The 12,605-nt window shown below is 61.9% G+C and carries 12 protein-coding genes; 8 read left to right on the forward strand and 4 right to left on the reverse strand.

From position 1 onward, the window contains the following. Nucleotides 1–4 precede the first annotated feature (4 nt). Both AC1DXW_RS08870 and AC1DXW_RS08875 read left to right on the forward strand, forming a co-directional pair. Complete coding sequence (locus tag AC1DXW_RS08870; protein ID WP_477753290.1) at nucleotides 5–1,078, forward strand: aminoglycoside phosphotransferase family protein; 1,074 nt, start codon at nucleotides 5–7, stop codon at nucleotides 1,076–1,078. After that, nucleotides 1,059–2,570: an aldehyde dehydrogenase family protein gene (locus tag AC1DXW_RS08875; protein ID WP_477753291.1), complete on the forward strand. Its 1,512-nt coding sequence runs from the start codon at nucleotides 1,059–1,061 to the stop codon at nucleotides 2,568–2,570. Before AC1DXW_RS08870 ends, AC1DXW_RS08875 begins: the two co-directional genes overlap by 20 nt. A 55-nt stretch (nucleotides 2,571–2,625) precedes the next feature. On the opposite strand, the gene AC1DXW_RS08880 is transcribed toward AC1DXW_RS08875, so the two are convergent. Both AC1DXW_RS08880 and AC1DXW_RS08885 read right to left on the reverse strand, forming a co-directional pair. After that, complete coding sequence (locus tag AC1DXW_RS08880) at nucleotides 2,626–3,585, reverse strand: HlyD family secretion protein (RefSeq protein ID WP_477759950.1); 960 nt, start codon at nucleotides 3,583–3,585, stop codon at nucleotides 2,626–2,628. Between the two features lie 3 nt (nucleotides 3,586–3,588). Then, nucleotides 3,589–3,960: a DUF3302 domain-containing protein gene (locus AC1DXW_RS08885; protein ID WP_477753293.1), complete on the reverse strand. Its 372-nt coding sequence runs from the start codon at nucleotides 3,958–3,960 to the stop codon at nucleotides 3,589–3,591. A gap of 151 nt (nucleotides 3,961–4,111) precedes the next feature. Between AC1DXW_RS08885 and AC1DXW_RS08890 the strand changes: the two genes are divergently transcribed. Then, nucleotides 4,112–4,774 (forward strand): hypothetical protein, encoded by a 663-nt coding sequence (locus tag AC1DXW_RS08890; RefSeq protein ID WP_477753294.1) that lies wholly within the window; start codon nucleotides 4,112–4,114, stop codon nucleotides 4,772–4,774. 77 nt (nucleotides 4,775–4,851) lie between these two features. Next, nucleotides 4,852–5,934 (forward strand): sterol desaturase family protein, encoded by a 1,083-nt coding sequence (locus AC1DXW_RS08895; RefSeq protein WP_477753295.1) that lies wholly within the window; start codon nucleotides 4,852–4,854, stop codon nucleotides 5,932–5,934. A gap of 144 nt (nucleotides 5,935–6,078) precedes the next feature. Here AC1DXW_RS08895 and mug read toward each other — a convergent pair whose 3' ends face one another. Continuing rightward, a complete protein-coding gene (gene mug / locus AC1DXW_RS08900) occupies nucleotides 6,079–6,600 on the reverse strand; it encodes a G/U mismatch-specific DNA glycosylase (protein ID WP_477753296.1) in 522 nt (173 codons plus the stop codon). Continuing rightward, complete coding sequence (locus AC1DXW_RS08905; RefSeq protein ID WP_477753297.1) at nucleotides 6,593–7,219, reverse strand: TetR/AcrR family transcriptional regulator; 627 nt, start codon at nucleotides 7,217–7,219, stop codon at nucleotides 6,593–6,595. The genes mug and AC1DXW_RS08905 overlap by 8 nt, the downstream gene beginning before the upstream one ends. Nucleotides 7,220–7,479: 260 nt before the next feature. Here AC1DXW_RS08905 and AC1DXW_RS08910 point away from each other — a divergent pair, with 260 nt between their 5' ends. The 4 genes from AC1DXW_RS08910 to AC1DXW_RS08925 are packed head-to-tail and all read left to right on the forward strand — an operon-like array spanning nucleotide 7,480 to nucleotide 12,584. Further along, nucleotides 7,480–8,616 carry an HlyD family secretion protein gene (locus AC1DXW_RS08910; protein ID WP_477753298.1) on the forward strand — a complete coding sequence of 379 codons (1,137 nt, stop codon included), beginning with the start codon at nucleotides 7,480–7,482 and terminating at the stop codon, nucleotides 8,614–8,616. Beyond that, nucleotides 8,616–10,112: a DHA2 family efflux MFS transporter permease subunit gene (locus AC1DXW_RS08915; protein WP_477753299.1), complete on the forward strand. Its 1,497-nt coding sequence runs from the start codon at nucleotides 8,616–8,618 to the stop codon at nucleotides 10,110–10,112. Before AC1DXW_RS08910 ends, AC1DXW_RS08915 begins: the two co-directional genes overlap by 1 nt. A 19-nt stretch (nucleotides 10,113–10,131) precedes the next feature. Further along, a complete protein-coding gene (locus tag AC1DXW_RS08920; RefSeq protein ID WP_477753300.1) occupies nucleotides 10,132–11,610 on the forward strand; it encodes an efflux transporter outer membrane subunit in 1,479 nt (492 codons plus the stop codon). A gap of 23 nt (nucleotides 11,611–11,633) precedes the next feature. Further along, nucleotides 11,634–12,584, forward strand: a complete 951-nt coding sequence (locus tag AC1DXW_RS08925; RefSeq protein ID WP_477753301.1) for an aldo/keto reductase — start codon at nucleotides 11,634–11,636, stop codon at nucleotides 12,582–12,584. The last annotated feature ends 21 nt before the right edge of the window (nucleotides 12,585–12,605 follow it).

The raw sequence follows: 12,605 nt of genomic DNA on the forward strand, positions 1-12,605 counted from the left end.
CGCCATGACAGATGCATTGGCGCAATTGCCAACCCGTGAGGACCAGCGCGCCGCCTTTCTGGCACACGCCGGTTACGCCGGGGCCTTGCTGGTCGCCTTGCCGGCGGACGCTTCGACCCGGCGTTATTTCCGCCTGGACGGCGCCGGCCTGTTGCTGATGGATTCGCCGCCACACAGCGAGCCCATCGGCCCGTTCGTGCGGATCGCCCGGCAGTTGCAGGGGCTGGGCCTGTCCGCGCCGGCCTTGCTGGCGGTGGACGAGGCGGCGGGGCTGGCGTTGATCGAGGATTTCGGGCACGACACCTACACCCGGCTGCTGCTGGCCGGGCATTCGGAGTCGGCGTTGTATCACCTGGCGGTCGATACGCTGGTGGCGTTGCATCGCGCAGCGCCAGCCGCGGAACTGGCGCCATACGACGAGCATCGACTGGCGGACGAGTACGCGCTGTTTATCGACTGGTATGTGCCGTTGTTGATTGGCAAAGAGGCGGCACAGGCCTTGCGCGATGAGTATCTGGCGCTGTTCGCCGAGGCCTGCCGCGACGTTGCACAGTGTCGCGAAGCCTTGGTGCTGCGCGACTTTCACGTCGACAACCTGATGCTCCTGCAAGGCCGCGAAGGCGTCGCCGCCTGCGGCTTGCTGGATTTCCAGGATGCCCTGGTCGGGGCGGCAGCCTATGACTTGATGTCGCTGCTCGAAGACGCCCGGCGCGATGTGCCCGAGGAACTGCGGGCGGCACTGATCAGTCATTACCTGCTGCAACGCCCGGAGCTGGATGCGCCGGGTTTTCTCGAAGATTACCGGCGCCTGGCCGCCCAGCGTCACGCCAAGGTGCTGGGGATTTTCGTGCGCCTGGCCGGTCGTGACGGCAAGCACGGTTACCTGGCGCACCTGCCGCGCACCCTCGGTTTGTTTGTCCGCGCCCTGGACGCCGAGGCCTTTGCGCCGCTGCGCCAATGGCTCGACCGGCACGTGCCGGGCTGGAGTGAAGAACTGCCCGCCGAGACCCTGGCGACGTTACGCGAAACCCCTTATCGATTGGTTCAAGGATCATCCCATGGCCACGTTCAACACTGACACTGCATTGCGTTTCATCAATTCTGAATTCCTGCCGCTGACCGATGGCCGTGTGCGCGAAGTGCTTGACCCGGCGACCCTGCAACCGGTCGGGCAAGTCGGCGTGTGTGGCGACGCCGATGTGCAAGCCGCCATCGATGCCGCCACCGCCGCACAAAAACAATGGCGCGTAGTGGATGCCAAAAGCCGCGCCGCGCGCCTGCATCAACTGGCCAACGCCATCGAGCAGAACGTCGCCTGCAACCGTGAAGTGGCGCGCCTGATGACCCTGGAGATGGGCAAGCCGTTTCCCGAAGCCATGGGCGAACTGGCCAACTGCGCGCCGATCTTTCGCTACTACGCGGAGATGGCCCGGGACGATGCCGGCAAGGTTGCCGGCACCACGCAGATCGGCTCGTTCCAGCATGTGCGCTACGAGCCGCATGGCATCAGCGTGCACATCATGCCGTTCAACTTTCCGATCCTGCTGATGTGCTGGACGGTCGCCGCGTCGCTGGCGGCGGGCAATGCCTGCATCATCAAACCGGCGGAAGCCACGACCCTGTGCACCCTCAAGTTCATGGAGCACTTCACCGCGCTGTTGCCGGGGTTGGTGTCTTGCGTGCCGGGCGATGCTGTCACCGCGCAGTTGTTGGTGCAGTCGGCGCAGACCCACGCGGTGGCCTTCACCGGCAGCGTGGCAGCAGGCAAAGCGGTCGCCGTGGCCTGCGCCGAACGGATGAAGCCTTGCGTGATCGAGGCCGGTGGCAGCGATCCGTTGATCATCTCCCGACATGCACCGCTGGAAGTGGCGGCGGCGGGCGCAGTGACCGCTGCGTTCCACTTGAGCGGGCAAATCTGCACCTCGGCGGAACGCTTCTACGTCGTCGATGAAATCCATGACGAGTTTGTCGCGAAATTCGCCGAGCGCGCCCGTGCCTTGCGCATTGGCCATGGCCTGGAGCGTTCGGAAATCGGGCCGATGGTCAGCGAGGCGGCGCGTAATAAAGTCATGCGCCTGGTCGATGACGCCGTGGCCAAGGGTGCGAAAGTGGTCTGTGGCGGACGGATTCCACCCGGGCACAGCGTCGGCTGGTTCTATGAGCCGACCATCCTCACCGGCGTGACCGGTGACATGGCGATTCTTCAGGAAGAGTGTTTCGGCCCGGTGGCGGCGATCTGTCGTGTCAGAGATTTCGATGAAGCGGTGCGGTTGGCCAACGACTCGCCGTTCGGCCTCGGTGCCTCGCTGTTTACCACGGATCTGGCCGAAGCCATGGAAGCCGCCGAGCGCCTGGAGGCGGGGATGGTCTGGGTCAACAATCCGCTGATCGACAACGATGCGCTGCCGTTCGGTGGCTGGAAGATGTCGGGGCTTGGGCGTGAGCTCGGGCGTCAGGGGCTGGAAGCGTTCCGCCGCTCGAAAATGGTCATCATCGACCACCAGCCGAAGATTCAGGACTGGTGGTATCCGTATACCGACGACGTGTTCTATCGCGATCAGGCCGGTTAGCTGTACCGGCAACTGACCCAATTCAAGGATTGAGCCAGTTGCCGTCGCTGCCGGGTTAGTGGAACGGAAAGATGTAGTTCATCCACGCGGCCATGCGCAGAAGGATCTTGCGCATCATCGCGATGTGATGGAAATGCTGGCTGTACAGCGCCGCCTGGCCGTAGGCGCCGCCGGGCATCTGGTCGGCGTACTGGGCATAGTCGGGATCGGTGATTTCAATGACCACCGGGACCCGGCCGGCTGGTGGTGAACCGGTGAAGCCGAGCAGCGTGCCCGAAGGTTGGACCTGGCCTTCGGCGATGACCGAAACCACGGTTTTGACCTTGCCTTCGAAAACCTTTCCGGGAATGCCGTCGAAAGCGACTTCGGCCTCGTCGCCCTCGGTCAGGCGCAACAGGCTGTTCTGGCGCATCCACGCTGCGAAGTAATGCCCTTCGGCGGGAATGAAGACCATCGAGGGGCGCAACGGCAACTTGGTCGCCATCATGCCCGGACGCAACGAAACGTGGGTAACGAAGCCTTTGCTCGGCGCGCGCACCGTGGTGTTGTCGAGTTCGTACTGCGCGCTGTCCAGTTGTGCCTTCAGGTCATCACTGCGAGCGACCACCGCATCCAATTCCCGTTGGGTGCCGAAATTACGCTTGATCAGCTCGGTGATCCGGGCGCGATCGGCCTGGGCGGCAACCAGTTGTGCCTTGAGGGATTTCAGCCGGTATTCGAAAGGCGCGGGATCGATGCGAAACAGCACATCGCCTTTTTCCAGGGGCTGGTTGGTCTTCACCGGCACGTCGATCACCTGGCCGCTGACCACGGGTATTACCGGAACCGATACGAAATAGGAACGCGCCACCTCGGAGTAGGGGTGGTTGTAGTTCATCGTGAAAATCAGCGCGCCGATGATCACGATCCCGCCCAGCACCGCCGTGGGCACCGTCCATTTGTTCAGGGGAATGCGGAAGATCTTGAAGATGGCTACGCAGAGAGCGGCATACGTCAGAATGAGTAAGAGATCCATGGCTCAAATGCCCTCGCCGAGATTGTCCGTTGGCAGCCTGCTCAGTGTCGTGCCCGTCGCCGCCTCGAGGCGCTCGATCCGCCCTTGCAGTTCGGCGACCTGTTGTTCGAGGTGAACCACATGGCTTTTGGGTGAGTGTCCGTCACTGAAACCCCAGCCCCGGTCCTCTCGATAGGCCATCGCCCAGATCCACAGGAATGGCCAGAGCGCATGCAGGGTGAACAGGCTGACCCAGCCGGTGGCGTGGATCGCATCCTGGTGAGGGTGGTTGCGGTGGACGGCAATTTCATAGGGGATGTCGTGGAGCAGGATGACCCCGTAGAACAAGATGAGCCCGACAAAGATCAGCAGGCCCAGCGCGAAGTAATCAAGCATGAATCACTCCTCTTGAAACAGGTGACGTGTGCGCATGAGTGTAGCCGTTCAATCTACACTTGACGGGGACGCGGATATCCAGCTTGAGCACCCGCTGCCTGGGCGAAGCGTTGACCGATATCGTGCAGGTACCCCCGGGCGAGGTGAATTCATGCAAACCCAAGGTCAATTCGAAAGGGCGCCTGTACTTGACCCTGTCGAGCGCATTACCGAGGTGATCTTCGGCCTGCTGATGGCCATGACGTTCACCGGCACCATCAGCGTGGCCACGGCAGACCAGGCAGCCGAGCGCTCGATGATGATTGCCGCACTCGGTTGCAATCTCGCCTGGGGACTGGCCGATGCAGTCATGTACCTGTTGCGCGCACTGGTCGAGCGCACGCGCAGGATCAAGCTGTACCTCGCCCTGCGCAATGGCACGGACGCCGCGGCCGGTCAGGCACTCATTGCGCAAGTGTTGCCATTGCAATTGGCGGTGGCAGCCGGCAGCGAGGGCCTGGAGTTGTTGCGCCGTCGACTGCTCGAGCAGCCCCCCTTGCCGACCAGGGCGGGCCTGGGCTGGAACGACTTCAAGGGTGCGCTCGGTGTTTTCCTGTTGGTCGTGTGCTCGACATTTCCACTGGTGGTGCCGTTCATACTGCTCGATCAGACGGCACTCGCCATCCGCCTGTCCAACCTGATCGGCCTCGTGGTGCTGTTCATCGCCGGCTGGATGCTCGCCAGATACGCTGGCGCCACGCAATGGCAGGGTGGGGTGATCATGGCTGCCACGGGGGGCGTGCTGATCCTTGCAATCATTGCGTTGGGTGGCTGACAACTGGGCATAATTCAACACACTAAAGACTCATTCTCATTTACTATTGCCCTTCCATTTACGTCGGGCAGCCTGGTATGGATGTTCTTGCCGCAATCCATTTTCATTTATTCCAGTGGGTGATCGAGCCGGTCACCCGGCAGTTCCTGGGCATTTTCGACGTCAACGGTCGACTCGGTCTATCCTTTCTCTGCATGTCTTACGGCGCCGCTTATTGCCTGTTCCGCTGGCGAAAATCCCGGGGCTTGACCGACGCACGTTCGTTCGGCCAGTTCATCGGCGGCCGTCGGGTTTACCTGCACCGCTCGGCGCTGCTCGACTACCGCTATTACTTCGTACTCGCCATCCTCAAGGTTGCCCTGGTGTTGCCCATCGTCGGCCTGGTCGATCCGTATGTCTTGCGTTCAGCGGACTACATCGCGTTCTTCACCCACCTGTGGGGCGCGCGCACGCAAGTGGAGGAACACCTGGCGCTGACCCTGCTTTATGGGCTGGGCGTATTTCTGGTCAAGGATTTCAGCCATTACTGGGGCCACCGCGCTTTTCATTCGCGGTACCTGTGGGCGTTCCACAAAGTCCATCATTCGGCGCCCGTGCTGGTGCCGGCGACGGCCAGCCGGGTGCACTTTCTGGAAGAAGTGGTCGAAAAGCTCACGGACATCATCTGCGTCGGCGCCTTTGCCGGTGTCTTCTGGTACGCCTGCGGCGGGGAGATCAGCCGCTATACGCTGTTTGGCGTGACCTACATGGTGTTTATCTTCAATAGCCTGGCGGCCAACCTGCGCCACAGCCATGTCTGGTTTTCCTTCGGGCCGGTGTTTGAGCGGGTGCTGAGCAGCCCGGCGCAACACCAGATTCATCACAGCGATGCACCGAGACACTTCAACAAGAACTTCGGCATCAATCTGTCACTGTGGGACTGGATGTTCGGCACGCTCTACGTCACCCGGTCCAGACCCGAGTCCATTCACTTCGGCACGGGTGAGCAGGATCACGAGCGTTACCTGACGCTGCACGGTTTGATCGTCACGCCGTTTGTGGACATTGCGCGCAAACTCCTCTCTGGGAAACGCGCGAAAGCACGGCCTGAAAGCGGATCTGATCCGTATTTTTCAGCGCAATCTGCCTCTGTAACGGATACAGCCACCAGCCCACAATAAATCTCCGGTACGGCAGCGCACGACGCCCCTGTACCGCCAATTCATAGTGTGGGAGGCCGCATGGCCAAGATGACGATTTTTCTCGGCGGTTTTCTGCTGTTGACCATCCTGATCGGTGTGCTCGCGACGATTCCACCGACGTGATTACACCCGCTGCTGTTCGTCGACGGCCAGGCGCAGTTCGCGGTAGGCCGTCACCAGTTGCTCGAGGCTGAACCCACGATTTCTGCCGCTGGGGTTGGGCAAAACCCAGACCGAGGCATGGCCGAAGGTTTTCGCTTGAAGGCCCCAGGCAATGTCGCGCTGACCGGACAGCGCGCCATACGCTGCCTTGCCCAAAAACGCCACGAAACGCGGCGCATGGCGTGCGATTTTCTGTTCGAAGTCCGCTGCGGCAGCGCTGAACTCATGCACGGACAACTGATCCGCGCTGGCCGTCGGCCGTTCGACCACCGCGGTCAATCCGCATCGATAGCTCAAGATCGTCCGATCGTCTTCCGGTCGCACAAGCTCCGGGGTAAACCCGGCGAGATGCAGCGTGCGCCAGAAGCGATTGCCGCGCCCGGCAAAATGGTGCCCCTGGGCGGCGGCCGTCATTCCGGGGTTGATGCCGCAGAAGATCACGGCCAACTGTCCGGCGAGGACATCTTCGAGTTTTTCACTCACCGCAGATCACTCTGATCGCCTGGCGTGCCAGCGCCGTCAGTTCGGCTCGGGATTTACCGGCCCGGGCACGGATCGAAATACTGTGCAGCAGAGACGAGGCGAGCACGGCAAGAGCCGACGGGTCTGCATCGCCTTTCAACTCGCCGGCATTTTTCGCCGCTTGCAGGCGAACTTCCAGGTCGGCATCCAGCCGGCTCAAGCGGTCGGACAGCACTTCACGAATTTCCGGGTCTTCGACGGCTTCGGTGGTTGCCGTGCCGATGGCGAAGCAACCGCGCGGCTGGCCGTCTCCCGAGAAGTAAATCGATAACTGCCCCTCGTAGAAACGCTGCAAGGCCTCGGCCAACGGCAGCTCCAGGTCCGTCAGCGCCTCGCGCATGGACGCCGCGGCAAACTCCCAATATTGCTCCAGCGCTTTGATATAGAGCGCGTGCTTGTCGCCGAATGCCGCATAGAGGCTGGGGCGATTCATGCCGGCGGCGGTGGCGATGCTATCGAGCGACGCGCCGGAATAGCCGGTGTTCCAGAACACACCGAGCGCCTGTTGTAACGCTGTCTGCGGGTCGTAGGCGCGAGGGCGGCCGCGGGCTTTGCCCTCTGTCGATTTATTTTGTGCCATGTCGTACAAAATCCTTGTAGGAGGATGGGTCGAGGGATATTCTTACACCATCGCACAAAATTAAGGAATCAGAAATTCCTTGTTCCAGGGTTTGTGGTAGCCGAGCGCGAACTGAGTGTTGCGGCGACGAAACCGACGCGGTGGGAGCGATCCTCCTGACCGCGCACGGGCTTGTTTGTTTACAGCATTTATTGACCTGCGGGCCGCTGGCGCTTGTTGCCGATGCCGGCCCGATTACCCGGCTAAAGGTGAACTCGATCATGACCAAATCGTTCGATATCCCGGCTTCGCAGACCTTCGAGCACCCAGGCCCAATCCCGGCTGACTCGCGTATCAACAAACCACTGAAACAGCGGTTGCGCCCCTGGCTGATGGTGGGTGTTCCTATCCTGTTCGCGGCGCTGGGCTATGCCCACCATGTGTCGGGGCAGGCGTATGTTTCGACCGACAACGCTTACGCCCGAGTGGCGAAGGCATCGATCAATGCGCGGATCTCTGGACAAGTGGTAGAGATCGCCGTCGAGGACAATCAGCAGGTCCGCAAGGGCCAGGTGTTGTTCCGGATCGACCCGAAACCGTTCCAGATCGCCGTCGACCGCGCGCAAGCACAACTGGGCGTGGCGCGGCTGCGTATTGACGGGCTCAAGGCCAGCTATCGCCAGCAACAAGCTGAACTGCAATCGGCGAAAGAGTCGGCTGACTTCGACCAGAAGGATTTTGCCCGCAAGAAGGCCTTGGTTGCGACTGAGTTCGTTTCGAAGTCGATTTACGAACGTGCCGACACCGACGTGAAGGTGGCGCGGCAACGGATCGCGTCCATCGAACAACAGATCGCCAGCACCGTGGTTGCCTTGAACGGCAATCCGGACATCGATGCCGACAGTCACCCGACGGTGCGCGAGGCCCGGGCGCAGCTCGACGAGGCGCAGTTGTACCTCTCGTACACCACGGTGTATGCGCCGCAGGATGGCATCGTGGCCAAGGTCGATGACCTGCAGGTGGGCAACCATGTGAACAACGGCGCGCCGGCCTTTGCCTTGCTGTCCGGTCACGAGATCTGGGTCGAGGCCAACTTCCGCGAGACCGACGTGACCCACATGCGCCCGGGGCAGGAAGCCACCATCCGCATCGATACCTACCCGGATCGCGTGTTCAAGGCCCACGTCACCAGCATGAGCCCGGGGGCCGGGTCGGATTTCGCGCTGCTGCCGCCGGAAAACGCGACCGGTAACTGGGTCAAGGTGACGCAGCGGGTGCCGGTACGGCTTGAACTCGACGAAGTCGACCCGGCACTGCCGCTGTTCTCCGGGACCAGCGCCACGGTGCGGATCAATACCCAGTTTCAAAGCCCCTGGTGGCACCCGCTCAAGGCATTGCTGACCGCAGGTAACTTCTGATGAACACCCAATCGGTGGTAAACCCCGGAGGGGAGGGGGCGCGCTCGCTCAGGTTCGCCGCCTTGCTGGCGACCTACATGCAGTCGGCGAACCTGCCGCTGCCGAACGCGGCACTCAGGTTGATTCAGGGCAGCCTGTCGATGAGCGACGATCAGGCGGGCTGGATTTTCACTTCGTACCTGGCCGCGAGTGCGATCAGCATGCCGCTCGCGCAATGGCTGGCCGGACGCTTTGGTTTGAAGCTCGTGTATCAGGCGGCGCTGGCGATGTTCGTCCTTGGCTTGTTGCTCGCCACGGTGGCGGCGACGCCGCTGGAGTTCGTGGGGGCGCGCATCATTCAAGGCATCGCCAGTGGCGTACTGGCGCCGCTGTCGATGGCGATTGCCATGGAAACCTTGCCGCAGGACAAGCGTGCAACGTTTGGCGCGAAGTGGACGGCGATTGTGCTGTTCGGCATCGTCAGCGGCCCGAGTATCGGCGGCTGGATCGCCGAACATTTTGGCTGGCGGCCGATGTTCTACCTCAGCGTGCCACTGTCGGCGTTTATCTTCCTGGTGGCGGCGCTGTTGCTGACCGAGAAGAAGGCGGAGAAACCTCCTGCGTTCGATTTCTTCGGTTTCGGCACCTTCACCCTCGGCCTGATCAGTCTGCAAATGTTGCTCGACCGGGGTGAGCGCCTGGACTGGTTCGCTTCGCCCGAGATCTGGCTTGAAGCCGTGGCGTCTGCGTTGGGGGCCTATCTGTTCGTGGTGCATGTGCTGACCTCGAATGTGCATTTCCTCAACAAGCGCCTGCTCAAGGACCGCAACTTTGTGTTGTCGACGGTGATCTTTTTCGCCCTCGGTTTCGTGCTGTTGTCGACCATGGCCCTGACCTCACCGATGCTGGACGAGATTCTCGGCTATCCGCCGGACACTACCGGCGCCTTGACGATTCCCCGTGGCATGGGCCTGGTTGGCGCTTTTCTGCTGATGGGGCGGCTGCCCGAGCGCTTTGACCGTCGTCCCTTCGTGGCGGCAGGCGTGGCGGTGGTGGTTTATGCCAACTGGCTGATGCTCGGCTATTCGCCGCTGATGGACGAGTGGCCCGTGGCCGTCGCCGGTGCGATCCAGGGCGTGGGCCTGGGCATCCTGATGCCGGCGGTGACCAAGGTCGCGTTCAGCACGCTCGACCCGACGCTGCGCCCCGAAGGCACAGGCCTGTTCAACCTGGCTCGTGTCTACGGCAGCACCCTGGGCGTGGCGATCGTGCAGTTGTTCTTCTTCAACAACACCCAGGCGATGCACATGGCGCTGGCCAGCAACCTGACGCCGTACCGCGCTGCTGCGCATTCGCTGGCCTCGGCGCCGTTGCAGGTGCTGGGCGGGCTCAACGAAATGATCACCGGCCAGGCCGCGTTCATCGCCGTGATCGACCAGTTCAAGATCCTGATGGTGGTGATGCTGGTGGTGAGCCCGCTGGTGTTGTTGCTTCGCAAGCCCGTTGCGGCCAATTAGTTTTCGTGGAGTTTGCCAAATGAAATCTTATGCGCTGGTCATCAACCGCTATCTGCTGCAAACGAAATTCGCGGCGTTGTCGCTGCTTGCATTCCTGACGGCCTGCACCGTTGGCCCCGACTACCAAACACCGGCGGCGAGTACGTCGCAGCACTATGACCCACAGGCCGAGCAGCGTCTGGCCCAGGGTGGCAACCCTCGCATCGACCTCGGCAGGAAGGTCAGTGGTGACTGGTGGACTGCCTTTCGCTCGCAGAAACTCGACCATGTGGTTCGTCGAGCAATCGACGGCAACCTCGATCTGGTGGCCGCCGATGCCACGATCCGGCAAGCCGCGTCTTCTGTGGCGGCGGCGCAGGGTGCGCTGTATCCGCAGGTTGATTTCGCTGGCGTGGCCGGTCGTCAACGGCTGCACAACACCAAGGAACCCTCCATTTCCAATTTCTATGCGATTGGGCCGCGGGTGGGGTTCGACCTCGATGTATTTGGTGGCAACAAGCGATTGGTCGAACAGCAGCAGGCGTTTACCGAGCTGCAAAAACACCGCTTCGAAGCGGCGTACCTGACGTTGACCGGCAACGTCGCCAGCCAGGCGTTGCTGGTGGCTTCCGCCAACGCGCAGATACAAGCCGTGGAAAAGCTGTTGGCCAATGACGCAAGGAACCTTGAGCTGGTGCGCATGGCCCACCTCAATGGCAGCACCACGCAGATCGATGTATCGCTGGCCGAGACCCGTCTCGCCCAGGACCGCACGCTGTTGCCGCCTCTTGCTCAGCAACGCGATGCCGCACGCCATGCGCTGTCAATCCTGACGGGGAAGGGGCCGGCGGACTGGATCGCTCCCGACTTCGACTTGAGCGAGTTTGCCCTGCCGTCGAACATGCCGGTGAGCCTGCCGTCGGAAATGGCCCACGACCGGCCGGATGTGCTGCAAGCCGAGGCGCAACTGCACATGGCCAGCGCAGCGGTGGGCGTGGCGACGGCGAATCTCTATCCCCACGTCACGCTGTCCGCGTCCCTGGCGCAGGCGGCTTCCGGCAATGGCGGCGCGGCACTCTGGGGTTTCGCTGCCGGGTTGGCCGGACCGCTTTTCGATGGCGGCACGCTCAAGGCTGAACAACAAGCTGCCGTCGACGGCTACAAAGCGACACTCGCCGGTTACCAACAGACGGTCATTACCTCGTTCGGCCAGGTCGCCGACACCTTGCAGGCGATCAACCATGACGCCGAGGAACATCTGGCCCAGACCGACGCATTGCGCGCGGCCGAAACCAGTTTGCAGTTGAACCAGCAGGCCTTCGCGCAAGGCGAGAACAGCATTCTCCAGGTCCTGGAAGCGGAGCGTGCCTATGAGCAGGCACTGCTGGGACAGATCCGCGTGAAAACCGCGCAGTACCTCGACACCGTGCAACTGTTCGTTGCGCTGGGCGGCAACTCCGTCGGTGCCTTCGAGCAACGCGTTGCGTCGGGCGACGGGCAGAAACCTTCGTATCAATAATGGCTGCGGCCTGGAGTAATGACATGACCTATGAAGCCTTTCACGACGGACTGCGCGATACCGGATTCCTGCTCAACCATGGTGCGGTCGAGATGCCGGCGGTTGGATTCGGGACCTTGTTCCGTGATCTCGCCACCACGACTGAAGCGGTGAAGGAGGCGCTGGCCGCCGGTTTCCGCCATTTCGATTGCGCCGAGCGTTATCGCAACGAAGCGCAGGTTGGCGTTGCATTGAAGGAAGTGCAGGAGGCCGGCAAAGTCCGGCGCGAGGAACTGTTCATCACCACCAAACTGTGGAACACCAACCATCGTCCCGAGCGCGTCGAGCCCGCGTTCGAAGCCAGTTGCCGACGCCTGCAAGTGGACTACATCGACTGCTACCTGATCCACACGCCGTTTGCCTTTCAACCCGGCGACAACCAGGACCCGAGGGATGAGCAGGGCAATGTCATCTACGACGACGGCGTGACGTTGATCGAGACGTGGCGGGCGCTTGAGCGGCTGGTGGATGAGGGGCGGGTGAGGTCCATCGGGGTGTCCGATATCACGCTGCAGGCGCTGAAGGCGCTGGTTGCCGACGCCCGGATAAAACCCGCCGTGGTGCAGGTCGAGTCCCACCCTTATTTGCCGGAGTGGGAGTTGCTGGAGTTCTGCAAGGCGCACGGGATTATCCTGCTGGCGTTTGCGCCACTGGGGCATGGCATGGAACCGAATGTGCTGCAGGACCCGGTGCTTGCCGGCATCGCCCGGCGTGTGCAGAAAACCCCGGCCCAGGTGGCGCTGGCCTGGTCGGTACAACGTGGGGTAGCGTTCCTGACCACCTCGGCAACGCCGAGCCATATCCGGGAAAACATCGATATCTCGACCTTGCCGCTCAGGGCCATGATCGAGATTCAACAAGACATCACAACCCGTATACGCTTCAACTCGGTGGTTGAAACCGGTATCCCCGGATTCATTCCGCGCAAGCAGTAGTTGCTGACGCCAGGGCGGTCC

Source organism: Pseudomonas sp. P4_C4, assembly GCF_056402055.1.

Excerpts from the sequence above, each read along its gene's own strand:
- AC1DXW_RS08870 (WP_477753290.1), top strand. The coding sequence starts at position 5 with ATGACAGATGCATTGGCGCAATTGCCAACCCGTGAGGACCAGCGCGCC.
- AC1DXW_RS08875 (WP_477753291.1), top strand. The coding sequence starts at position 1,059 with ATGGCCACGTTCAACACTGACACTGCATTGCGTTTCATCAATTCTGAA.
- AC1DXW_RS08880 (WP_477759950.1), bottom strand. The coding sequence starts at position 3,585 with ATGGATCTCTTACTCATTCTGACGTATGCCGCTCTCTGCGTAGCCATC.
- AC1DXW_RS08885 (WP_477753293.1), bottom strand. The coding sequence starts at position 3,960 with ATGCTTGATTACTTCGCGCTGGGCCTGCTGATCTTTGTCGGGCTCATC.
- AC1DXW_RS08890 (WP_477753294.1), top strand. The coding sequence starts at position 4,112 with ATGCAAACCCAAGGTCAATTCGAAAGGGCGCCTGTACTTGACCCTGTC.
- AC1DXW_RS08895 (WP_477753295.1), top strand. The coding sequence starts at position 4,852 with ATGGATGTTCTTGCCGCAATCCATTTTCATTTATTCCAGTGGGTGATC.
- AC1DXW_RS08905 (WP_477753297.1), bottom strand. The coding sequence starts at position 7,219 with ATGGCACAAAATAAATCGACAGAGGGCAAAGCCCGCGGCCGCCCTCGC.
- AC1DXW_RS08910 (WP_477753298.1), top strand. The coding sequence starts at position 7,480 with ATGACCAAATCGTTCGATATCCCGGCTTCGCAGACCTTCGAGCACCCA.
- AC1DXW_RS08915 (WP_477753299.1), top strand. The coding sequence starts at position 8,616 with ATGAACACCCAATCGGTGGTAAACCCCGGAGGGGAGGGGGCGCGCTCG.
- AC1DXW_RS08920 (WP_477753300.1), top strand. The coding sequence starts at position 10,132 with ATGAAATCTTATGCGCTGGTCATCAACCGCTATCTGCTGCAAACGAAA.
- AC1DXW_RS08925 (WP_477753301.1), top strand. The coding sequence starts at position 11,634 with ATGACCTATGAAGCCTTTCACGACGGACTGCGCGATACCGGATTCCTG.